The organism is Paenibacillus assamensis DSM 18201, assembly GCF_000422445.1.
In the GTDB taxonomy this organism is placed as follows: domain Bacteria; phylum Bacillota; class Bacilli; order Paenibacillales; family Paenibacillaceae; genus Paenibacillus_B; species Paenibacillus_B assamensis.
Window position 1 is genome coordinate 149,536 of sequence record NZ_KE383838.1, and the last position, 22,548, is coordinate 172,083.

Consider the following 22,548-nt stretch of genomic DNA (forward strand, 5'->3'; position numbering starts at 1 on the left):
TATCTTATTATAACTTGTTTCTTCTTATTATACGAACATACCTGCAATGGTTGCACTAAGCAAGGAAGCAAGCACCCCTGCGAACATCGCTCTTAGACCGATCGAAGCAATTTCTGCACGACGCTCAGGAACAAGGCTTCCGATACCACCTACACAGATTGCAATTGAGGAGAAGTTAGCAAATCCGCACAATGCGAATGTAATAATAACTTGTGTCTTCTCAGATAGTGTGCCCATTACTGGAGCAAAGTTAGAGTAAGCAACAAACTCGTTCAATACAATTTTTTGACCGATAAACGTACCAGCTTGCACAGCTTCATTCCAAGGAACACCGATTGCTAGTGCCAATGGAGCAAAGATATAACCGAAGATTTGCTCAAGTGTAATACTGAATCCGAACCAGCCGCCAACTGCGCCAAGACCACCGTTCAACATCGCGATAAGAGAAGTCATTGCAAGTAGCATCGCACCAATCGTTGCAGCAAGCTTCATACCATCGATTGCACCAACGGAAATCGCTTCAATCAAGTTGACCGATTCACCTTGATTTTTCTTCACATCAATTGTAAATGTACGCTCGGAATTATCCGTTTCAGGCATGAACAACTTCGCCATAATGAGTCCAGATGGCATAGACATGAAACATGCTGCCAACAAGAACTTGAGGTCGACACCCATTCCTGCAATACCTGCCAATACAGAACCGGATACGGATGCTAGACCACCCGTTACTACCGCAAACAACTCAGACTTTGTCATTTTAGGAAGGAATGGCTTAACAACAAGTGGAGCTTCAGACTGACCAACAAAAATGTTAGCAGCTGCTGACAAAGATTCCGGCTTGCTTGTACCTAGAAGCTTAGAAATAGCACCGCCAAGTACGCGAATAATAAATTGCATAATACCTAGATGATAAAGCGCTGCAATAAGTGCACCGAAGAAAATAACGAGCGGCAATACTTGAAACGCAAACACGAAGAAGATTCCGCTGTCTGCACTACCATTCGCTGCCTTATCATATAATCCGCCGAACAAGAACATAATTCCTTCATTCGCATAACCGATCAAGCCATTAACAAAGTTAGACAGCGCACCCATTACTTTAACGCCGAATTCATTTTTAATAGCTAAGTAAGCGAAGGTAATTTGCAGCAGCAAACCAAGCAATATCGTACGCGGTTTGATCGCTTTACGATTCGAAGACATTAGAAAACCGATTCCAAAAATAACTGCAATCCCTATCAAGCCGCTTAACACGTTCATGAGATGTCCTCCCTAAGTTGGTTGTGTGGTAAGCTTTCCGCTCGCTATGCAGCGAAAAGCAGCACAACTAGAAACTCTAAATCAAATCTTAATAACCGCTGCCTTCTTTGCTGCCGCCATCTGTAACGATAGCAACACTTGCGCTTGCACCAATACGGCTTGCTCCTGCTTCTACCATTGCCAATGCGTCTTCACGAGTACGAATACCTCCAGAAGCTTTCACGCCGCATGCATCCCCAACTGTTTCACGCATCATGCGAATGTGCTCAACTGTTGCTCCGCCTGTTCCAAAGCCTGTAGACGTTTTCACGAAATCCAATCCTGTTTCACGAGCCAAACGGCAAGCTTCCACAATTTGAGCATCCGTCAAGTAGCACGTTTCCAAGATGACTTTAACAATTACAGCTGTGTTTGCTTCGTCACGAAGTTCTGTGAACGCACGCATTTCACGCTCAACTTGCTCCCAACGTCCGTTTAACACATCGCTAATGTTCAAGACATAATCGATTTCAGTTGCACCGTTTGCAATTGCATCTTTAGCCTCGAACACTTTTGTTGCCAATGTATTAGCCCCAAGTGGGAAGCCAATAACTGTGCAAATGTCCACTCCGCTATCTTTCAATCGCTCAGTTGCAAGAGCTACGTAACAAGGCTCAACACAAACCGAAGCGAATTGATATTGTCTTGCCTCTTGGCAAAGCTCTACGATTTGCTCATCTTGTACATTAGGTTTCAATAGCGTATGGTCAATCATGTTTGCAAGTTGTTGGTTCATCTTGAATCTTCCCTTCTTCATTCCATTAGTTTGCGTTCAATTGATCTAGCATTGCTTGAGCTGTGAATTGGTCTGTTACGAGCACATTTACATAACGCCCTCGTAATGCACCTAACATCACATCTACTTTTTCACGTCCACCTGCTGCTAGAATACTCGTTTCCTTCTTTGCTAGAACATCCAGTTCAATCCCTATTGTGCGTTCGTCTAATTCTGTAGAGCAGATTTGTCCATCTCTATTAATATAACGAGCGCAAATATCACCAACTGCCTTCGTCTGATCCAAAGCTTTCATTTCATCAGCCGATAAATAGCCAGCCTTCATAAGGACGGAATTACTATGATGCGTACCTGTTGTTACGATAGCAATGTTTGCTTCACGGCCAATCTCCAACACTTTTTTGATGTGCTTATCCGATACTATCGCTTGTTTGACAAGCGTATGATCCACAATTGCGGGAACCGGTACATAGTATGGGGTTGTATGAAATGCAGCGCTTACAAGACTGGCAATTTCGAAAGCGTACGTATCTGCCGAGAAACTTATTCCGCCGTTTAGCTGAACGACTCTTACATTTTGAACATGCTTAGAAGTCATTTTGCCGGCGATCTTATACAGTGTCGTTCCCCAAGTGACGCCAATTGTATCACCGTCCTTGACAATGTCATGAACATATTGGGCTACACTCTCAGATATTACCTCTTTTATAACTTCTGAATCATTCACAGGTGCCATCGTAATAATGCACTCTTTCAAATTGAAATGCTGTTGAAACTGTTCCTTCAAGCTTAAGCAGTAATCGATAGGATCAAATACTTCAATCTTAACGACACCGCTTTGCTTCGCCAGCTTTAAGTAACGTGAAACAGAGGGCCGAGATATTCCCAGCTTCTCTGCTATCTCCTTCTGGCTGAGGTCCATTTGATAATAAAGTTTTGCAACTTCTACTACAATGTAAGGCTTTTCATTTTCAATCATAAAAATGTTGTCTCCTTACTGCATCCTATCAAAATTAGCAAATCAGTTTCGATACGTTATCATTTCTCTATGAAATTATGTCAAAGAAGTATTTATCATTTGATTACATAGTACCTGAAAAACGCTTTCAACGTCAACTATACAAGGTGTGTTAACGTTTTCCAAATAAAATTAATATCTTCCATGAAATTAATTTCATCCATAAACAACCAATTGATCAATGAACATATCAAAAAGAGCACCGATATACTCGGTGCTCTACTATTCGTAGATTCAATTTCTAGTACTTCAAGTTACAATATCGATTACTACCGATAAAAATATTACCGCCGCCAAGTATACTCTATAAGTTGGGTTTCAAAATGTTCATGCTTCTCTACCATTTGCGAGGTCACTGTAAAACCATTGCGCTCATAAAAACGCCGACCTTGCTCATTTTTATCCTCTACCCATGCTACAAGCTTATTCATGTGAGGGATTGTAGTCAAAAAATTAGATAATAGCAATCGTCCAGCACCTGCATTCTGCCGCTCTGGCTGCACATAAATGCGCAGCAACTCATATTCCCCAGCTGTTTCCTGGCTCATTACTTGGGCAAATGCAATAATAGAGCCCTCAGCTTCACAAACATAAAAATGTCGTTCCGCTCTCTGCTCGTCTCTTTCTGCGCCCTGCTCCAGACTATCTACACTGTAAGCTTTACTAACAAACTCATCGATAAATGATTGCGGATAAATATTACCGTAGGCGGCGTTCCAAGACTGTCTAGCGACCGTTTGAATATAGCTAGCATCTTCCTTTAAAACTGGACGAATATTCATCACATCTGCCCCTCTTCATGTTAGTATCTAGCTAGTAAGCAAGCGAATAACATCTGCGCGATTCTCTAAGTATCATGTCCGCCTTCAGGTGACGAGGCAATCTACGATCATTTTTCATATCCTCCCACGGTTTAAATGAGACCGGAATATAACACCACCAAGGTGCGTAACCGTCAGGAGTCCCAACAAATTCAATGATCGTAATTGGTTTCGGAAGATCTGTTGGAGTAATTTCTGATAGAGTTCCTTCTACATCCAGACACAGCTGGCTGTACGCTCTCATTTCATAACTTCCTCCACGTACCTCAATTACATAATCGCCATGCGAAATATCCTGATTGCTATTACATCGTACTCCAGAGAAATAACGCTGTTCTAACCGCAGTCCATAAACCATTGGCATTGCCTTTTGTTTGCGAGGAAAAGTACTTTGAATGGCACTTTGCTTCGTCACGTAAAGGTACATGTCCTCATAGCAATCATGAAAAGTACCTGCTACATAGAATGACTTCAGATCTACGGTGTGTATCATATGAATATATCTCCTTCTGAGCACGCTTGGCAACCCCTGGAAACGCAAAAAAGGACAATCCTCAAGTTATGAGAATTGTCCGATGCTTTCGGCCACTGTGCTATACGTTTTTTGGTTAATCTTAACATATCATAATAGCAATGAACTGTAAATGTTGAATTACTATCCCTCTACTTCATCCATTCGCTTCAATTCAATTTTGCGGATACGGTGACGTTCCTTTTCAAGAATCGTGAACATAACCCCTGCCACTACAATCTTACTCCCACGCTTTCCTTCTGGATGACGATCGTACAACCAACCTGCAATCGTATCAAAATCATCGCTTTCTAGATGAGTACCAAGTAGGTCATTGACATCGCTGAGCAATACTTTACCATCAACACGATAATGACCATCACCTACACGCTCCACCTCTGCGCGCTCTTCGGCATCAAATTCATCCCGAATTTCACCGACGATTTCTTCAAGAATATCCTCAATCGTAATCATACCTGATGTACCACCGTATTCATCGACTAGTATCGCCATATGAATATGATCTTGCTGCATTTTTCGCAGCAATTGCTTGACCGGCATAGCTTCTGAGACAGTCAGTACAGGACGAATTAAGTTTTTCAAAGGTTGTTCACGAAGCGTCCCATCCATCGTAAGGAATAACTGCTTCATATTGACCATTCCAATTACATTGTCCTTGTCATTGTGTATGACAGGATAACGAGTATACTGTTCCTCGCGCATAATCGGGATGTTCTCCATTACAGTAAGATCACCATCCAACGAGATCATATCGGTACGTGGCACCATAATCTCTTTCGCCAACAATTCATCAAAAGCAAAAATACGACTTACATATCCATACTCTGTGTTGTTGATTTTACCACTTTCGTAGCTCTCACTTAAAATAATTTGAAGCTCTTCTTCCGAGTGAGCCTCTTCATGCTCACTCGCAGGCTTCAATCCGAACAAACGAATAAGTGCATTCGCTGAACCATTCAAGAGCCATATAAACGGGTACATAATTTTATAAAAGAAAATGATTGGCTTCGCTAACAGCAAAGTAATCTTTTCTGCTTTTTGAATAGCCAATGACTTAGGAGCTAGTTCACCTACCACCACATGGATGTACGTCATCAGAACAAACGCAATCACAAAGGAAAGGATTCCAGCCAGCTCAGGTTTTAAGCCAAACTCGTTAAATAGAGGATGAAGAAGCTTCTCAACAGTCGGTTCTCCTAACCATCCTAATCCAAGCGCAGTAATGGTAATACCCAATTGACAAGCAGACAAATATCCATCTAGATTGCTGATTACTTTTTTGGCTGCTAGGGCGTTTTTTTGTCCTTCCAATACCAATTGATCGATACGGCTCGTACGAATTTTGACAATAGCAAACTCAGTTGCTACAAAAAAGGCTGTCAATGCAATCAGTAAAGCAATGAGGATAAACTCAACCGTGGGAATTTCCATTAGATATGTACCTTCTCCTTTTGACAATAGATTTCATAATTTTTGCAATAAAGTTACTCTTATTATAATTTCTTATTTCGAAAGTTACAAAGTCTGAATCCAGCCGCATTTGACCCTCTCCACACTAAACATGACTATATAGTCAGTGCAGCAACCCTTTTTGTACGGTTACGCCACCACAATCCAATTCATACGCCCTACGCTGTTTTTAATTTACCCTATTTCTTATTAGATGTTACTTACCCATATTTTAAATTTTATGCCTGTTCATTATGAGCATTTAACGATTAGGCAAAAAGGTTAGGTAATATGTACCACGCATGTATACGATACAACTTGTTCATCTTTAATAGTATATATTACGTTATTGAAATTACTGGAATTTAAGTATTGTAAATCCCTATTTCCAGTTGACACCCTCTAATAGATCAGCGTATGATCATGAATATTCAACTACGTTTTTTTATAATTATAAACGTTGCGGACAGGAGGAACACATCATGTCAACTCATCAAGCAGCCGCTTCCAGTGCAACGAATCGCAAGGACAAGCATCCACCGGGCTTGTATGTACTATTTTTCACAGAAATGTGGGAAAGATTCAGTTACTATGGAATGAGAGCTATGCTCGTACTTTACTTAACTACCGCGTTAATTAGTGGAGGATTAGGCTTTTCAGAAAGTACCGCTCTTACGGTTTACGGTATTTTTACCGGAGCATGTTACTTCACACCACTGTTGGGTGGATATTTATCTGATAAATATCTAGGAAGAAGGCTTGCAGTAACGATTGGCGGTATTGCGATTGCAATCGGTAACTTTGCTTTATTTATGGATCAAACCACGACAATGCTGTATGTTGGCCTTGCGTTTATCATTATCGGTAATGGATTCTTCAAACCGAATGTATCTACGCTCGTCGGTGATTTATATCCGAAGGGTGACCGTCGTGTCGATTCCGCTTATACGATATTTTACATGGGTATTAATGTCGGCAGCTTTGTCGCACCGCTTGTATGCGGGTACTTGGCAGAACAGTTGTTCAAAATTCCTATGGCTGATACGATCTTGTACGGTTATAAATATGCATTCTTAGCGTCCGGTATCGGCATGGTAATCGGGCAAATTATATTCAATACGTTGGCTCCTAAATATCTTGGTGATATCGGTAAAGCACCTGTGCGTAGTAAAAGCGATCAAAAGAATGCCGCAGTAAAAACACCATTAACACCACTTGAGAAGCAGCGCACAAAAGTTATTTTAATTATCACATGCTTTGTTATTTTCTTCTGGGCAGGATTTGAACAAGCAGGCGGCTTGTTGACGTTGTATACGAATCAATTTGTTGATAAAACGTTGTTCGGATTTGAAATACCGACGTCGTGGTTCCAGTCCATTAACCCATTGTTCATTATCATTCTCGCACCAATCATCTCTGCACTATGGTTAAAGCTTGCTCGTTCCAAACGTGGAGACCTTAGCTTTGGTGTTAAAATGGGACTCGGAATGATACTATTGGGCGTAGGATATATGGTACTGCTAGTAGCAGTTATGCAAACTGGCAGCGATCCGAACAGTATTGTATCTCAAGCTCATATTATGTTTATCGTAGGCACATACTTCTTCCATACCCTTGGGGAATTGTTCTTGTCACCTGTTGGATTGTCTATCGTAAACAAAATTTCGCCTGTTAAGCTAACTTCCTTACTAATGGGTGTGTGGTTATCTAGTACAGGGATTGCGAACATTCTAGGAAGCCAGTTCGCATCCAATATTACAACACTTGGCTACTTCAATGTATTTGCCATTATTGGTGCTGCTGCTATCGTCCTCGGCTTGATTCTCGTGCTGTTGTCGAAGAAACTCAGTTCTATGGCGCAAGTATCCGAATTATAATAATTTTCACATTGATGTGGAACAGCCCTTATCCTCCTGAAGGACAAGGGCTGTTTTGTATAGTTGATTTCTCATATGAAGTTGTATTCGGTGCATTAGACTGCATACACTTCAAAATCCCATAATGAATATCCCCAAGTCGTGCCTCGCTTTCGGCCATTCATTTTTATATATCTGCACTTAATATCTTTAAGGTTATTAAATTCTTCAACGCCGCCTACACCGTTATCGTTCGTAACAACGGTTTGCCAATTGACATTGTCATCCGATACATCAATGGTGTAGGACTGAGCATGGGATTCCCAGTTCAATACGACTCGCTGAACTTCCGTTTGTTCTAACAAATCAATGCAAATCCATTCTTTGTCACTTCCAACAACACTGCCCCATCTTGTACCCTCAACACCATTATTCACATTTTCTTTCGTGAAGATAGAAGTTTCTTCTGACGAGCAGGTAACCGGCTTGCCTAGTGCACAATTCGTATCTTTATATCCCGTTTGGATCGTTACACAATCATTACATTGCTCGATATAACCAGAGAAATTTTTAACTCGTATACGTATTTCCACACGACTGTCATACGCAAGATTCGTTATTTCATAGGTATTCAGCAATGTAGTTCCATGCAGCGTATCATTCACATATATCTCATAGCTATACAGGTACTCTTCCTGCATAACCTCAGTCCAATCTAATTTCACCTTGTTTAAATCTAACATCTTACAAGTTAGACCCATATCAGTAATGGTTATACGAGCATGCTCTCTTATCTCCTTAGGATGTCCGTGTTCCTCTCTCTTTTGAACAATTAATTGTTTAATCTTCAATATCGTTTCTAGTTCCAATGACTTTAACAACAACAATTTATCTTCAATTTTATAGTTGCTGATGTTAGCTCCAACTTTCCCTTTCAAAAACACTTTTTGAAGACTATTAGCATGTTTACTAATTTCTTCTAATTCACTAATTATTGGGTAGCGAATAACTTTTAAGAACTTTGCTAAGAAGTAACGAGAGCCTGCAATAACTGCCAATGCATTTTCCATACGATGATATAAAGTTAATTGTTCATCTTGGGTGTCATAATGCAGCTGAAACAGCTCATTCATCCGATCGTACAACTTGAAATCCTCGTTAACAAGCAAGAAGCTGTCTTCGAATTTTCTAACTAAAATTTCTACAATCTCTTCCGTAAAAGTATAATCTTCGTCATAAAGATAGTAGATGTACTTGAAGCTATCTTCCAAATGATTAAAGGCATTTTGAATATGTACCTCTTCATACGGATGCCCTGATATACCAGGAACATCAGAGATGGTAAACGTTTTTTCTTCCTCATTATAAGATTGCAGTCCAATTACATGAACACCATCTGGCAGATGCGCTAGATGCGGCAAATGATTTTGCGATGCCCACATATACAATGTTTTATTTGCAGCAAGCTTTTCTTGCACATACGGATATGAGGAAGACATAGTAGGAAAATATCGATACAATACATATATCCCGACATGTGCTAATTCACTTAGCGTTTTTATATTCAATGTCCAACGTTCTTGCCCATTATTAATAGTATGCTCTAAAATGTCATCCGTCTCCACATAAGCATCAAAAAAAAGATAATCCACCGGTATTCCTTTTTCAAGCAATTCGGCAAGGTATTGAGCTTTGAAACAATTGAGATACCGATACTTATAGTAGTCCATATGATTTACATTCAAAGAAATCCCTCCTTGAAAATGAAACCTTAACAAATATGAAATACATTTGGTAAATGAGATCTTGCAGCACTATCAGAAGAAGCAGAAAACAAGCGTGAAAGGCAATAATAAATCGAAAAATGGAGTGATGTGAGGTTAAAAAAGCAATCTAGGTACTGAGTAGTAAATAAGTCCAATATATTTGTAGTTATCGTAGCATACACTCGGATTCATAACAATAAATCAGTTACAAGTTAGCACATTCTTATCTCTGCACATTGCAAAGGTTGCCCGTACGATTTATGCGCTAGGCATTGTTGAACGGCATGTAATTTTGTTTCATAAAGAAGTTGAGCTTCTTTTAGACATCACAAAAACCCCCATCACTGTAGTAGTAGAAGTTTTGTTTTTCTACTGTCTACTATGATGGGAGCATATCATTATTACGGACCACTTCTCATACTTACATAATTATGTGCTGATATAAGACAATACACGTATTGGAATCGAAGCATATTATCATTCAATTGATTTGAATAATACACAAAAACCCTTAAAACTTACTCTATTATTATACCGCGTACACTTCAAAATCCCATAAAGAATAACCCCAAGTTGTACCTCTCATTAGGCCATTCATTCTAATATATCTGCAATCGATATTCTGAAGGTTATTAAATTCCTCAACCCCACCTACACCATGATTATTAACAATAATGGTCTCCCATGTCACATTGTCATCAGATACATCAATTGTATAGCACTTGGCATGAGATTCCCAGTTCAATACTACCCGCTGAATGCGAGCTGTCTCTAGCAAATCAATACAAATCCATTCTTGATCACTTCCTACTACACTGCCCCATCTTGTTCCATCGATTCCATTGTTCACATTTTCTTTGGTGAAGATGGATGTTTCCTCTGACGAGCAATAAACTGGTTTTCCTAGTGCAATGTTCATTCTTTTATTTCCTGTATGAATCGTTACACTATCATTATATTGTTCAATATAGCCCGAAAAATTTTTAACTCGTACGCGTATGTGATAGCTGGTGTCATAATTAAGATTTACTAGCTCATACGAATTTAACAAGGTGCTTCCACACCATTTATCATCGATAAATATCTCGTATCCATATAGGTACTCATCTTGTATTACATCTACCCACTCTAGTTTTCCACGGTTCAGATCAATACTTTTATATTTTAACCCTATGTCGACAGCCATAGATTGAGATTTATTTTGTGTCTCATTATTATTCTCGTATTGTTCTCTTTTGTGTATAATCAATTCTTTTATGGTTTTAATATTTTCTTGTTCCAGTGATTTTAGCTTCATGATTTTTTCTTCGACGTTATACTTCGTTATGTTCCCTCCAACTATTGCTTTTCTTAGGATGTTCTGAATGTTCTCAGAAAGCTTACTGATCTCTATTAGCTGATCAATATCAGAATAACGAGTTATCTTGAAAAATTTAGATAAAAAATATCGTGATCCCGCAACCACAGCAAAAACATTTTCTAGGTGGGTATATAGAATCTCCTGCTCATCCCTATTTAAGGGTGGATTACTAAGCAGTTCAATAACCCTGTCATACAACGTCAAATCTTCGTTAATATTCATGAAGTTATATTCAAAGTCACTAATAAGTAGTTGGATTGTCTCTTCAGGAAAACTATATTCTTTATCATACAAATAATAAATAAACTTATACTCTTCTTCTAATTTATCAAATGCGTCTTGTATGTGTCGTTCATCATAGGAATGCCCTACTAACCCCGGGACATCGGAGATTATAAACGATTTTTCAGTCTCTTCATAGCCTTGGATACCAATTGAGTGGATACCGCTTGGTAAATGTGCTAAATGAGGTATAAATGATTGAGAAACCCACAAGTATACTATTTTATTCTCTTCAAATTTATTTTTCATGTACGGATATGCCGATAACAAATTCGGGAAGTATCTATGTAAAATGTGAATACCAATAATACTAATGTCTTTTAATGTACGTGCCTGCATGGCCCATCGAGTTTCCCCATTCACAATAATCTCATTCATTATGACATCCGTATCGATATATGAATCATAAAATAGATAATCTACTGGGATTCCTTTGTCAAGTAATTCTGAAAGATATTGTGCTATGAAACAATTAATATGCCGATACCTATAGTAATGCAGGTGATTAACATTCAATTTGAGACCCTCCTCAAAAATGTAATTATCGGAAGAAAAGTCAATGAATTAGGGGAGTATGCGTTATCAATTAAACAACTTAAAAGCATTTAAGGGTAAAATCTAGTTTCTTAACTCGTTTCCATAATATGAGTGGATATGGGGTAAAAGCTTCGGAAGATATGAGACAAAAAAGTAGAATGTTCGAGCATGTTAATGATACGCTTATGATAGCATACCCTTCACCTCATAACAATAAAATCAAACAACTCCAAAATAGGAACGCACTCTGGGTACAGGTCTAAGTGTAGCCGTTCCAAATTCCCTATGTTCATCATCAAAAAAATATTAAAACCCACGTTCTTTAAACAAGTTAAGCTTCCGTCCAAGAGACTCTCACATAACCCAACTTCATTCCTATACGTTCCATATTCCGATGACTTTGTGATAGGAAAGCACATTGACTAATTGCCAGATTGCAATCATTAGATTTCGCTTCAGCTATTCTTGTTTGCAGCATCATACTGTGCAATCCGCGGTTGCGATATTCCGGCAATGTTGCTGCAAAAGTTAGCGAAGCCAAATCATTGTTGATATACATGACACTAACTGCCGCTGGAACTTCATCCACATACGCGATAAAGAACTTCCAACCTCGACGATGATACAGCACCTTATTATTTTGAGCTACATAAGGAATGCCGTCATCCGACAAACCCGTTCCTCTGCAATGAATGGTCGCATACAGATCAAACTGATCCTCTTGAACTTCCTTGATGAGAACTCGATCCAGAACTTCTTCAGAATGAAATCTAGGTTCCGTGTACAAAGAGCAATGGAATCCCGATTGATACAGTCCTAAGTCTGCTAAACGCTTCAAAAAGCTTTTATCGACCATGGAAGGAATGATTTCAAGCTGCACTTGTCTACCTCTGCTTTTATAAAAATCAACAATCGGCTCAACAACTTCAATATCTGCGCTTGTTAGACCCTTTACCGTATTAAATGTTGGCCACGGCATTGTTCGACTATAGTAGCATATTGCATTTCCAAACCGCTGAATCTCAATCCCCTCAGGGTTATCTGGCCTGTTCTGAATCGCAATCATACGTTCTGTCATATAGTCGATTTCTGAAGATTCGATATCCTGAATCAGTTGCTGTGATGGAATGGTAGAATTCATATCTCGCCTCATTAAGTATACGTAGTTATTATTTTAATTTCATTTCGTGAAGAGTATGTAATGACAATGCCTTGTGCATCTTCTATATGAATCTTAGTAGGTCGTGATGCAGCTATGACGTCAGACATAAACCATTGTCGCCCTTCTTTGAGCTGCCATCTGGCTCTAGAAAGTAGAAAGAACGTGCATTCCAATCTTCAAAATGTACAATAGTTGTCCAACCTCTTGAATCAAGTTCACCTTTTCTTAAAGTTCTATTTCAGTGTTGGTATCACATCCCTGAACGCGTACTTAAACTTCGACAATCCCTTTCACATCATAAGGGTAATCGATATGTTTCTTAATGACTTCAACCGCTTCTTTAGAGACATATAGCTCAACCATATATAAGGCAAGATCTATTGCTGTCGCTACCCCTCCAGCGGTAATTACATTGCCATCTTTCACAATTCTTGCATGAACTACTTCTTCACAGTAAGGTTCAAGCAGATCATATGCATTCGGATGAGTCGTAGCTTTTTTGTTTTCCAAAAACCCAGCTGCCCCAAGCAATAGCGCACCCGTGCATACAGACACAATCGTTTCCACTTTCTCCGCCTGCTTCAGCCATTCAATAAACTCTTTATCGTATCTTAGCTTACGAGTTCCTATTCCACCAGGCACATACAGCAAGTCATATTGAGAAAGGTCTGGCTTGACTTTCGTTACTTTCACCGTAAATCCTAGCTCATCCGTAATTTCTTCTGTTAGCCCACAAATATCCCAGGTCGTTCCCTGTGTTTTGACGAAATTGTTTAACCGATAAATTACATCATAAAATCCGATAAAGTCCAAAAACGTAATTCCATTAAAGAGTACAAATCCAATCTTCATTGTTCTGCCTCCTCATTCGTAGGTATCACTCTATAATGAAAGACCAAATGCTTGGAACACTTGGTCTTTACAGTACGATTATCTACTATTTTTCTAGCTAGTTGTTTATTCATCAGGAACGAAAGGCTATTCTCGCACATTAATATTTATAGTTATATTTTACCTTTGTTTTTCTCTATGTACAAGCACATCCTCTATTCAAAATACTATTGGAGTTACTTCTAGAGATTGCTTCGTTTGCTCTTTCTAATAAGACTGTTCATATTTTAGCAAGTAGCCTTTCGCATTACATATAACGGTGATTTTATATTTTGGAAAAGATAATAGTTCAGGATTGTTTCAAATTTACTCATCGATTGCTTAAGAGCACTATGAGAAAAGCCGTTTACATGGAGTGGTATGACTTATGCAATATCGATAACGAATAAAGTTAGTCGTAAAATAGCAGGTTGGCGTTCGTTCACAATTCAGAATCACGCTTATTCTAATGCTGCAGCAGAAGCTTCTGTCTACGGAGTGCCTCTTCAATCGATTGTTGCAAATGTTGGACAATCGCTTCTGAGTGGTCATTCAAGAAGAAGTGTCCACCCTCATATTGATAAGTTGTACACGTTCCTTCTGTATACTGACCCCACTCACTCAACTCCTCGAGGGAAATGTCATCTTGAATTCCTCCAAGAACGGAGAAATCACATGTCAAGCGGGTAGGCTTAGGTTGGAATTGATGTGTTTCCAAAGCTTTCATATCTGCTCTAAGCATTGGGACAAATAGGCTCACTAGCTCCGCATCCTGGAATAGTTCTGGAGGGGTGCCTCCTAATTTAATAACCTCCTGCTCGAATTGCTCAGGCAAAAGCGTGTGTAGAGGATTTTTCCGCCCCGGTAGATGCGGTGCCTTTCTTGCAGCCATACACATATAAAGCGGCATCCGCCCTGTTCGCTGCACAACCCGGTGTGCTAGTTCAAGAGAAACTATACATCCCATACTGTATCCAAAAAATGCAAACGGACCTGATCCAATTTCATCTTTAATAGTATGATAAACATCCTCAACCACTTCATCCATACAGTCCAAAAGTGGTGCTCCCATTCTTGCGCCCCTCCCTGCAAGTTCGACAGGCAAAAGCTCGATTTTTGATGAGTCAATGTACTTTTTCCATCGGGCATAAATAGCAGATGAACCACCTGCGTAAGGTAGACAAAATAATTTAACTGGCTGCATCATCCCACTCCTTCTTCAGTCATTTATGAGCGTAACTACATAACATGAACAACGTTCCGACAATTCATTCTGGCCAAGTAAAATTCACATCCATTGGGATGGAACGCATTCGTTCACCGATAAGCCCTTCATTTTGATGTACATCGAGATCAGCATTGGTCACAATGACAGCTCCAGTACCTACATGCGGATGAAGCTTCAGCATACATTAGCAACCTACACCCCAGCCGAGTGAAAACAGCTAGCTCCAAATCTGAAGCTGTTGACCATAAGCCCCCTGCCGATGGATAAGGATATATACAATACTTATTATCGATCACGTTTCCATTTTTATTGTGCCCATGAGCAAAATTAATCTCGTTTTCTCCTGACATTTCACAAATGTAACTACTATTTTTCATCCCTAATGGTTTAAATATCAACTCTTGAACTAGGTCAGGAAAAGGCCTGCTCGTAACGTCTTCTATGAATTGTACCATTGCATTACATAGATGCACCTCAAATTAGGCATTATACAATAATATACATACCGAAGCTGAGTAAAATAAGTCCGGATAGAGCGTTTATCCATTTCATAGATTTTACGCTAATCGTTCTTTTGAATAGACTTACTACTGAACAAAGTGCCAGCCACCAAAATGCCGAACCTGCAAATACGCCGAGAACAAGCATGAAAGATGATTCCGATGAGGATGTGATATTCATTCCAGCAAAAATGCCAATGAACGAAATGATCGTTAATGGATTTGTAAGTGTTAATAATAAGGTTGTGCCAAAGATTTTCATAACGCCTAGTTTATATGGCTCATTTTCCATTTGATCCCTAACTGGCGCTCTAAACGTACTGTAAGCCAAATATAACAAAAACAACGCACCTATTAGATGTATCCAATTGGAATAACTCACTAAAAATCGTGTCACTATTGTGAAACCAAATGCTGCAATACACCCGTACAAGGCGTCAGCAACTGCCGCTCCTAATCCTGCGGCTAATCCATATGCTCTTCCGTGAGCCAATGTTTTTCTAATGCATAAGATACCAATTGGGCCGACAGGTGCTGCTATGGAAATTCCGATAATGATTCCAGTCAGTAAAGTGGTCATTTCGTTACCTCGCTATATAGTTGGGCAATTAGTCCGTTCATGCTAGAGCATTCGTATATTCATGAATAACTTTGTTCCAAATTAACTGGGCTGGGCTGTTGCTTTCTGATATTTTATTCATTTGAAAGGCGTACAAGCCGATAAGCCCAAATATAATAACTTCTACCCTTATGGGTCCCTCAATTTGTCGAATAATAATGGAGAGGATTTCTATAGAAACCGCATAAACAAAGCTAAGTATTAATGCCATTGCAAGAGCACTCTGTTTCGAACGAATTATAATTGGACGCCTCCTTATTCTATATTTCAAAATGGTCCCATTACCTATTCGATAACGCCCAGTGATACTAATTCCTTAATACGCCAACTTTGCCTTGTTTTAAATCCATAAATACGGGTTTTTGTACTTTATTGATAGTTTGGATATCGATATCTTCTATTCGTTTAAATACAAGCTGCAAAGACTCATTGTGCGGGTCTGTGAAAATAAGACTCTTACCATCATCGGCAATCTTTCCTTGTAAATCAGCCTCTACCTGAAATAGAAACATAACGAATACAACTTCGGTTCCATCTGGATATGTATATTCCATTCGCTCACCTGTATATATGGAGTCTAAATTGGAATGCAGAACTTCGAGCCCCGTTTCTTCCTTTACTTCTCTAATCATCGTCTCTTCAATGGTTTCGCCAGGATCCATACCGCCACCCGGCAATCCCCAATCACCATAATCAGAGCGCTTCTGCAGCAGGATTCTCCCTTGGTTATCTCGAATAATAGCCCCGCCTGTTACAATGATCCGTCGCGTCATAATTGTCCGTCCTTTTATGTATGTTTATATTATTAAATAAGATTCTCGATAGAGCTTCTATTCTCATATTCATCTAAACTCACTCCACTCTTTAATTTCCATTCTCTTCTTCCATTCATCGAACAATTTCTCACAACAGCTGCTGCCCCCGATGGAGAGGTAAATTCCACATCTTTTGCAAGTTCAAAAAAACTGCCACTATTGGATAATATGAAATAACCTTCTTGTTCAAGCTGATTTCTTAACCTTACATAGTTATGACTAGAAAAACTATTCACAATATCCTTTCGTATAGAAGATCCCTTCAGAAGTTTATATGCTCCGTCTTCTGCTACTAGCATCGCTTCTCTTGTCTCTTCGCCTTTAATTCCAGATACATTCAAATAAAAAACGCTATCCTTATTCCGTTCCTGAACAAAATCTTCCTTGACTTCAGTAACTTTCTTTTTAGTAAAATCAATAATTCCTAAATTACTTAAAACAAAAATAATGTTTTCATTAAAATGTTTCATATCATCACAGTCTGAGAGTGGCAATTTTGAACCTGGGGGAGTATTCGCATTTACAGTTTCAATAGTAGTCTGATTTCTTTTAGCTATTTCATACAATTCTCTTTCGAGATATCTTACATGAGATTTCGTTAAATTAGCATCCTTGCTTATAAAAATTACAAAGTCACTCCACCAATCTTTATTTTTAAAGTGGTCGGAAATCCTTTTATTTACTTCATCCGCTTCACCTATATATATTTTCTTTTGAAAAGAGTCTTCTAGTTCTGAAATCAACACATAAATACCTGGTGCTGATAATTCTTCAAAACCTTGCAGTGTCTGAACATGTTTCCTTTGCCCAATATAAGCTTTCCCGGTCCAATTACTTAATTCAGCTGTTTTAAGATTTTTATAATTCTCACCCATTATGTAGAGTTTGATTGATTTCCCTCTCATGAAGTGTCCTCCATTTTATATTTAGTAACATCTCTCTAACTATTATTCACTTTCATTTATTTTGATTTTAATAACTTGTATCATCTTCAATCCATCGCTTGGATATAATGTTCCATTAAAATAATATTGCTTAGGAAGCATGCATCTTATAATACTCCATAGGTTTATAACTCCAAATAAAAATGGCAAGAAGTACGATTGCTCATTTCCCACACCAAAAGAAATAAACACAATACAGCTAACAAGGAATTGAAGAATAACTCCGCCAAGTACAAATGTAAGCAATCGCAATTTAATAAAGGTGTTATCTCTTAATTTTACAGAAGTGATCCCACCTGCTCCAAGATTCAAACAAAACCGTGTATCGAAAAAATTGAGTTTTATAATTTGTTGATCAATATTTTCTCCTATAATAACTTCTTCTACATCCCTTCAATCCATGATGTTCCGACTTATAACCATTCGTAAATTACTACTATCATACCATTAATAATATGGAAATAACCATCATGATCCCCAGGAATATCCACGTTTGATTTTAAAATTATATTTTTTATATCTAACAAAGGAAAACGATTAACTACAAACCACAGGCGGTCATATCATGTGATTTTTCACCACATTTCAATGTAGCATATTTAAATTTTGTCATATGACACTATACCGCTATGCAATATGACAGCCGCTTGTCTATCCTTAGCAAGCAATCATCTATTTCCTATTGATAAAGTTCTGAAAAGAAGGTTACACTTGCGATAGTGACACACGCTCATAGCCGTTGATTTGATAGACCACTTGCCGATTTGAAAAATCAATCAAAAATGCGCACTAATGGTTTGGATATTGAAATTATTACCCGGGAAAAGGTCACACAAAAGAGGGGCACACTATTTAAGCAAATCGATTCTGAATGATGTTATTTATTTTCAACTCTACATCTATCATTCTTCTCGTTTTTACCTACCATAAAGCTATTTTCATCACTTGAGTATTGAAGCAATGCAAGTACGCCCCTTACAATCCATAACTGAATGTTTTTCATCAAATAATGCCTAACAGAAATCGGTATTGTATGTTATGTACGCTTCATGTCAGCTGTATCCTAAGTCAGATTTGTTTGTCATCATCCTCGGGCAGATATGGTCATTTTCTAACATTGCAGCGATTATGTATTCATTAATGCCTTGTACTCTATTCTTCAATCTTCGAAGGACCCATTCCCGCTGCTCCGATACAATATGATATGCATCTGAAATGCTGCCTTTATTGATTGATCGATAACTTTCGATTTGCCCAATAGCATAATTAGAGCGTATTCCTTCTATATTATTTTGCATAAAGTGTTCCTCCCACGATTTACCTCCCAGCAATATTCCAGTCAAAGTAAAACGGCCTCCGTACCATGAAATTCAGAACGAAGGCCGCTTAACTTAATCATATATTTTGTAAACTCCCGTCTTACACAACGGGTTGCGGTTCACTATGTAAATCAAGTGCACGCGCTGTTACTGCATGAATTTCCTTGATAAGTTCAGGGTTTTGCACAAGTGACACGCCATAGGACGGAATCATCTCTTTTATTTTAGGCTCCCACTCGCTCATATGCTGCGGGAAACATCTTTGCATAACTTCCAGCATAACTTGAACAGCCGTAGAAGCACCAGGAGAAGCACCAAGCAAAGCAGCGATTGAACCATCTGCAGCAGTTATAACTTCCGTTCCAAATTGAAGCGTACCTTTACCGCCCTCAGCAGTATCCTTAATTACCTGTACACGTTGACCTGCTACTACCAAATCCCAGTCTTCACTCTTAGCATCTGGTACAAACCCACGCAAATCTGCCATACGCTGTTCCTTCGATAACATGACTTGCTGGATCAAATACTTCGTTAATGGAACATTTTTAGCTCCTGCCGCTAGCATCGTTACGAGATTATGCGGTTTAACGGAAGTTACTAGATCAAAGATAGAACCTGTTTTTAAAAACTTAGGCGAAAAGCCTGCAAACGGTCCAAAGAGCAACGTCTTCTTGTTGTCGATATATCTAGTATCCAAATGCGGCACAGACATTGGCGGCGCACCAACTGGTGCTTTACCATATACTTTTGCATGATGTTGCTCAATCACTTCTGGGTTGTTGCATGCCATAAAGAGGCCGCTGACTGGGAAACCGCCGATAGCTTTACCTTCAGGAATACCGGATTTTTGCAGCAAATGCAAGCTTCCGCCCCCGCCCCCAATAAATACGAACTTGGCAACATGACGTTCCACCTTACCGGTGTCGACATTTCGCACTTTCAATTCCCATAAGCCATCGCTCGTACGTTTTATATCATCAACGCTTTGCTTATATTCAATATTAACATTCTTAGTCTCTAAATAATCAAGCAAGAGTCGCGTTAAAGCGCCAAAGTTGACATCCGTTCCGGAATCAATCTTCGTTGCTGCAATAGGCTCATTCGATGTACGGCCTTTCATAATAAGCGGAATCCATTTTTCCAGTGTTGCTGGATCGTCAGAATACTCCATTCCTTGGAACAAAGGATTGTTTGACAGCGCTTCAAAACGATTTTTCAAAAACGCTACATTTTTCTCTCCTTGTACCATACTCATATGAGGCAATGGCATAATAAAGTCCTGAGGATTGCGTATCAAACTACTGCTTACAAGATATGACCAAAATTGCATCGATACTTGGAACTGCTCGTTAATTTTAACAGCCTTGCTAATGTCTACGGTTCCATCTGGTTTCTCGGAAGTGTAGTTAAGCTCACATAGTGCAGCATGCCCTGTACCTGCATTGTTCCACTCGTTAGAGCTTTCCTCACCTGCGTTAGCAAGCTTCTCAAATACTTTCATTTCCCACTCTGGTGCCAATTCTTTAAGCAATGTCCCCAACGTTGCACTCATAATGCCAGCACCAATTAAAATAACGTCTGTTTTCGTTTGTTTGTTACTCATTTTTTACCGTCCTTACACGCTAATATTTGTAGTTACTGTTGTAGGTTCTCTAGCTGCATGGTCTCTCACTATGATTTATAGTTTAAAATAATTACGTTTATAGGCTATGAAAAATCCGGTAAATTGCAGTGATAACATTCTGTTACCGTTAGGTAGTGAGAATTTCTCTACAAACCCTAGGCATACACAAAAACCAAGGCCTGAACCCCATTTTGCATGGGTAGTGGCTTTGGCTGGCAGTTTTCTTGGAAAAGCCGCCATTCAAGTTCCTTAGTTGCGCTTGTTATTCTTAATTTTGGACATGAAAAATGATTCTCGAAAATATGGTACCACCAGTCTTGATTAGCGAGCATCCCCAATATGCTGCTCATCAACGACTTAAAAAAAGCAATCTTAACACCAAAAATCAACCTGAGCTCATCTGCTCAGGGGAAAATGGAATGTCTAGACCCCCTTTTTAAACTATTGATGGACCCTCCTCAATTTACTAAGAAATCAGAGATTTGTCATTCATTGAAGATTACTATTATCATATCATATCTATATCCAATTGTTAGTATTGATTTTCACATTATCGTAAACAATTCTTCGAAATTCGTCATTTTTGACACATTTCTGCATACATAACGAGATAATAAGCATATACATGATTTATTTATACCTACTGAAGTAATATGCATACTTATTCAGACTTATGTATTCCTTCCATTTTTAAGCACAAAAAAACGCCCTATCAGGCGTCAAAGGGTTAACCAGCATCTATAATTTCACGAATCTGCTTCATATGCCTTTGCTCATGTATGTACAGTGACTTAACCCATTCCAATAGTGACAACTCCTGAAAAGCCGGGTGTTTAAAATATCTTCTGCTTAGAACCGACGGATCTTCTAAAGAGTGTAATAATTCGTATAGTTTGTGACGCGAGTTAGATAGTCTTTTCAAGATTTCATGGCATCCTAAGTACTCTTGCATCGGTTTCACCATATCAGGTGCTTCAAATTTTTTACTTCTATCCAGCAGAACTTCTATTGGTTTACTTTCGACAAATGAGTCCTCATTGCTCTTTAACCCTTTTCTTATGGCTACGACATACAATTCTTCTACCGTACATAGATGTTCACCTATTTGACTAACACTCCAACTGCTTGCGTCTTTCCTTTTATGTAACTGCTCTTCATTTAATCCACTGAGTATTTCTACTAATTCGTCTCTTGTATCATCTAAATGCTGCATAATAGACTGTAGTTCCATGAACATCTCCCCTTCCTATCATGTAAGTACTCCCGTTACTACGTGCGTGCATCTCCTTGATTAGTAGGGCCTATTAAGTATATGTCGATCATACAGGTACGATTCACACGAGCAATCTAAACGATTCCATACTATGTATGAAAAACCTCTTTAACGAACGGTGTAATTTCAAGATTGTGCAAATCATCTAAACAGATCCACTCAGCTCCAAGCGAATCATGTTGATCACCTTCTGTCTTTAACTGAAAACGATCGCTCAATAATTTAACATCGTAGATAATACCTATGTGATGCAATTCTTCTAACTGATTCACCTTGAAAGGGTACGTAATGGTATACGAAGTTGCAGTCTTTATTGTACCCTCCAATTCACTTATACCTGTTTCCTCTAGAAACTCTCTTTTTAAAGCTTCATAAGGTTGTTCACCAAACTCCATTCTTCCCCCTGGTAAATCCCACTTGCCTGTATGAGGCCCTCTAGATTTCCTTATTAACAATATTTTATTGTCCTTTACAAGAATTCCATATACACCGAGCTGGGTATACCTCTCCATATTTCCACCTACTTGTTCTGGTT

Annotated in this window: 21 protein-coding genes; 1 reads left to right on the forward strand and 20 read right to left on the reverse strand. The window is 38.9% G+C overall.

Annotated elements, in window-relative coordinates; genetic code table 11:
- Window positions 1–27: 27 nt before the first annotated feature.
- The 6 genes from H580_RS0119030 to H580_RS0119055 form a co-directional block, all read right to left on the reverse strand.
- Window positions 28–1,263 (reverse strand): NupC/NupG family nucleoside CNT transporter, encoded by a 1,236-nt coding sequence (locus tag H580_RS0119030; protein ID WP_028596196.1) that lies wholly within the window; start codon window positions 1,261–1,263, stop codon window positions 28–30.
- An 88-nt stretch (window positions 1,264–1,351) separates the two neighbouring features.
- A complete protein-coding gene (gene deoC / locus H580_RS0119035; RefSeq protein ID WP_028596197.1) occupies window positions 1,352–2,038 on the reverse strand; it encodes a deoxyribose-phosphate aldolase in 687 nt (228 codons plus the stop codon).
- 25 nt (window positions 2,039–2,063) lie between these two features.
- The gene (locus tag H580_RS0119040) at window positions 2,064–3,017 is read right to left on the reverse strand and encodes a sugar-binding transcriptional regulator (protein WP_245583599.1); all 954 of its coding nucleotides are present in this window, start codon (window positions 3,015–3,017) and stop codon (window positions 2,064–2,066) included.
- Between the two features lie 323 nt (window positions 3,018–3,340).
- On the reverse strand, window positions 3,341–3,838 hold the full coding sequence (locus H580_RS0119045; RefSeq protein WP_028596199.1) for a GNAT family N-acetyltransferase: 498 nt from the start codon (window positions 3,836–3,838) through the stop codon (window positions 3,341–3,343).
- A gap of 31 nt (window positions 3,839–3,869) precedes the next feature.
- Window positions 3,870–4,370, reverse strand: coding sequence for a hypothetical protein (locus H580_RS0119050; RefSeq protein ID WP_028596200.1), 501 nt, complete (start codon window positions 4,368–4,370; stop codon window positions 3,870–3,872).
- Window positions 4,371–4,532: 162 nt separating this feature from the next.
- Window positions 4,533–5,840 carry a hemolysin family protein gene (locus tag H580_RS0119055; protein ID WP_036605519.1) on the reverse strand — a complete coding sequence of 436 codons (1,308 nt, stop codon included), beginning with the start codon at window positions 5,838–5,840 and terminating at the stop codon, window positions 4,533–4,535.
- Between the two features lie 500 nt (window positions 5,841–6,340).
- Here H580_RS0119055 and H580_RS0119060 point away from each other — a divergent pair, with 500 nt between their 5' ends.
- Window positions 6,341–7,735, forward strand: coding sequence for a peptide MFS transporter (locus H580_RS0119060; RefSeq protein WP_028596202.1), 1,395 nt, complete (start codon window positions 6,341–6,343; stop codon window positions 7,733–7,735).
- A gap of 95 nt (window positions 7,736–7,830) precedes the next feature.
- Here the strand turns inward: H580_RS0119060 and H580_RS0119065 are convergent, their stop codons facing one another.
- The 14 genes from H580_RS0119065 to H580_RS0119140 all read right to left on the reverse strand — a co-directional run bounded on the left by H580_RS0119065 (window position 7,831) and on the right by H580_RS0119140 (window position 22,525).
- The gene (locus tag H580_RS0119065) at window positions 7,831–9,459 is read right to left on the reverse strand and encodes a discoidin domain-containing protein (RefSeq protein ID WP_028596203.1); all 1,629 of its coding nucleotides are present in this window, start codon (window positions 9,457–9,459) and stop codon (window positions 7,831–7,833) included.
- 550 nt (window positions 9,460–10,009) lie between these two features.
- Window positions 10,010–11,638: a discoidin domain-containing protein gene (locus tag H580_RS0119070; protein WP_028596204.1), complete on the reverse strand. Its 1,629-nt coding sequence runs from the start codon at window positions 11,636–11,638 to the stop codon at window positions 10,010–10,012.
- Between the two features lie 352 nt (window positions 11,639–11,990).
- On the reverse strand, window positions 11,991–12,800 hold the full coding sequence (locus H580_RS0119075; RefSeq protein ID WP_028596205.1) for a GNAT family N-acetyltransferase: 810 nt from the start codon (window positions 12,798–12,800) through the stop codon (window positions 11,991–11,993).
- A 291-nt stretch (window positions 12,801–13,091) separates the two neighbouring features.
- Window positions 13,092–13,673 carry a DJ-1/PfpI family protein gene (locus H580_RS0119080; protein ID WP_028596206.1) on the reverse strand — a complete coding sequence of 194 codons (582 nt, stop codon included), beginning with the start codon at window positions 13,671–13,673 and terminating at the stop codon, window positions 13,092–13,094.
- Window positions 13,674–14,157: 484 nt separating this feature from the next.
- On the reverse strand, window positions 14,158–14,898 hold the full coding sequence (locus tag H580_RS0119085) for a thioesterase domain-containing protein (RefSeq protein ID WP_084509376.1): 741 nt from the start codon (window positions 14,896–14,898) through the stop codon (window positions 14,158–14,160).
- A gap of 61 nt (window positions 14,899–14,959) precedes the next feature.
- A complete protein-coding gene (locus tag H580_RS26280; RefSeq protein ID WP_157283015.1) occupies window positions 14,960–15,100 on the reverse strand; it encodes a hypothetical protein in 141 nt (46 codons plus the stop codon).
- Window positions 15,045–15,374, reverse strand: a complete 330-nt coding sequence (locus H580_RS27085; RefSeq protein ID WP_157283017.1) for a serine hydrolase — start codon at window positions 15,372–15,374, stop codon at window positions 15,045–15,047. Before H580_RS27085 ends, H580_RS26280 begins: the two co-directional genes overlap by 56 nt.
- Window positions 15,375–15,405: 31 nt before the next feature.
- Entirely contained in the window at window positions 15,406–15,999 is a 594-nt protein-coding gene (locus H580_RS0119095) for a LysE family translocator (protein WP_028596208.1), read from the reverse strand.
- Between the two features lie 347 nt (window positions 16,000–16,346).
- Entirely contained in the window at window positions 16,347–16,811 is a 465-nt protein-coding gene (locus tag H580_RS0119105) for an NUDIX domain-containing protein (RefSeq protein WP_028596210.1), read from the reverse strand.
- Window positions 16,812–16,843: 32 nt separating this feature from the next.
- On the reverse strand, window positions 16,844–17,758 hold the full coding sequence (locus H580_RS0119110) for a GIY-YIG nuclease family protein (RefSeq protein ID WP_028596211.1): 915 nt from the start codon (window positions 17,756–17,758) through the stop codon (window positions 16,844–16,846).
- A 1,091-nt stretch (window positions 17,759–18,849) separates the two neighbouring features.
- The gene (locus tag H580_RS0119120) at window positions 18,850–19,095 is read right to left on the reverse strand and encodes a hypothetical protein (protein WP_028596213.1); all 246 of its coding nucleotides are present in this window, start codon (window positions 19,093–19,095) and stop codon (window positions 18,850–18,852) included.
- A gap of 121 nt (window positions 19,096–19,216) precedes the next feature.
- Window positions 19,217–20,719, reverse strand: a complete 1,503-nt coding sequence (locus H580_RS0119125; RefSeq protein ID WP_028596214.1) for a malate:quinone oxidoreductase — start codon at window positions 20,717–20,719, stop codon at window positions 19,217–19,219.
- A 748-nt stretch (window positions 20,720–21,467) separates the two neighbouring features.
- Window positions 21,468–21,971: a DinB family protein gene (locus H580_RS0119135; RefSeq protein WP_028596216.1), complete on the reverse strand. Its 504-nt coding sequence runs from the start codon at window positions 21,969–21,971 to the stop codon at window positions 21,468–21,470.
- A 131-nt stretch (window positions 21,972–22,102) separates the two neighbouring features.
- Window positions 22,103–22,525: an NUDIX hydrolase gene (locus tag H580_RS0119140; protein ID WP_028596217.1), complete on the reverse strand. Its 423-nt coding sequence runs from the start codon at window positions 22,523–22,525 to the stop codon at window positions 22,103–22,105.
- Window positions 22,526–22,548: the final 23 nt, after the last annotated feature.

Excerpts from the sequence above, each read along its gene's own strand:
- H580_RS0119030 (WP_028596196.1), bottom strand. The coding sequence starts at position 1,263 with ATGAACGTGTTAAGCGGCTTGATAGGGATTGCAGTTATTTTTGGAATC.
- deoC (WP_028596197.1), bottom strand. The coding sequence starts at position 2,038 with ATGAACCAACAACTTGCAAACATGATTGACCATACGCTATTGAAACCT.
- H580_RS0119040 (WP_245583599.1), bottom strand. The coding sequence starts at position 3,017 with ATGATTGAAAATGAAAAGCCTTACATTGTAGTAGAAGTTGCAAAACTT.
- H580_RS0119045 (WP_028596199.1), bottom strand. The coding sequence starts at position 3,838 with ATGAATATTCGTCCAGTTTTAAAGGAAGATGCTAGCTATATTCAAACG.
- H580_RS0119050 (WP_028596200.1), bottom strand. The coding sequence starts at position 4,370 with ATGATACACACCGTAGATCTGAAGTCATTCTATGTAGCAGGTACTTTT.
- H580_RS0119055 (WP_036605519.1), bottom strand. The coding sequence starts at position 5,840 with ATGGAAATTCCCACGGTTGAGTTTATCCTCATTGCTTTACTGATTGCA.
- H580_RS0119060 (WP_028596202.1), top strand. The coding sequence starts at position 6,341 with ATGTCAACTCATCAAGCAGCCGCTTCCAGTGCAACGAATCGCAAGGAC.
- H580_RS0119075 (WP_028596205.1), bottom strand. The coding sequence starts at position 12,800 with ATGAATTCTACCATTCCATCACAGCAACTGATTCAGGATATCGAATCT.
- H580_RS0119080 (WP_028596206.1), bottom strand. The coding sequence starts at position 13,673 with ATGAAGATTGGATTTGTACTCTTTAATGGAATTACGTTTTTGGACTTT.
- H580_RS0119085 (WP_084509376.1), bottom strand. The coding sequence starts at position 14,898 with ATGATGCAGCCAGTTAAATTATTTTGTCTACCTTACGCAGGTGGTTCA.
- H580_RS26280 (WP_157283015.1), bottom strand. The coding sequence starts at position 15,100 with ATGCTGAAGCTTCATCCGCATGTAGGTACTGGAGCTGTCATTGTGACC.
- H580_RS27085 (WP_157283017.1), bottom strand. The coding sequence starts at position 15,374 with ATGGTACAATTCATAGAAGACGTTACGAGCAGGCCTTTTCCTGACCTA.
- H580_RS0119095 (WP_028596208.1), bottom strand. The coding sequence starts at position 15,999 with ATGACCACTTTACTGACTGGAATCATTATCGGAATTTCCATAGCAGCA.
- H580_RS0119105 (WP_028596210.1), bottom strand. The coding sequence starts at position 16,811 with ATGACGCGACGGATCATTGTAACAGGCGGGGCTATTATTCGAGATAAC.
- H580_RS0119110 (WP_028596211.1), bottom strand. The coding sequence starts at position 17,758 with ATGAGAGGGAAATCAATCAAACTCTACATAATGGGTGAGAATTATAAA.
- H580_RS0119120 (WP_028596213.1), bottom strand. The coding sequence starts at position 19,095 with ATGCAAAATAATATAGAAGGAATACGCTCTAATTATGCTATTGGGCAA.
- H580_RS0119125 (WP_028596214.1), bottom strand. The coding sequence starts at position 20,719 with ATGAGTAACAAACAAACGAAAACAGACGTTATTTTAATTGGTGCTGGC.
- H580_RS0119135 (WP_028596216.1), bottom strand. The coding sequence starts at position 21,971 with ATGGAACTACAGTCTATTATGCAGCATTTAGATGATACAAGAGACGAA.
- H580_RS0119140 (WP_028596217.1), bottom strand. The coding sequence starts at position 22,525 with ATGGAGAGGTATACCCAGCTCGGTGTATATGGAATTCTTGTAAAGGAC.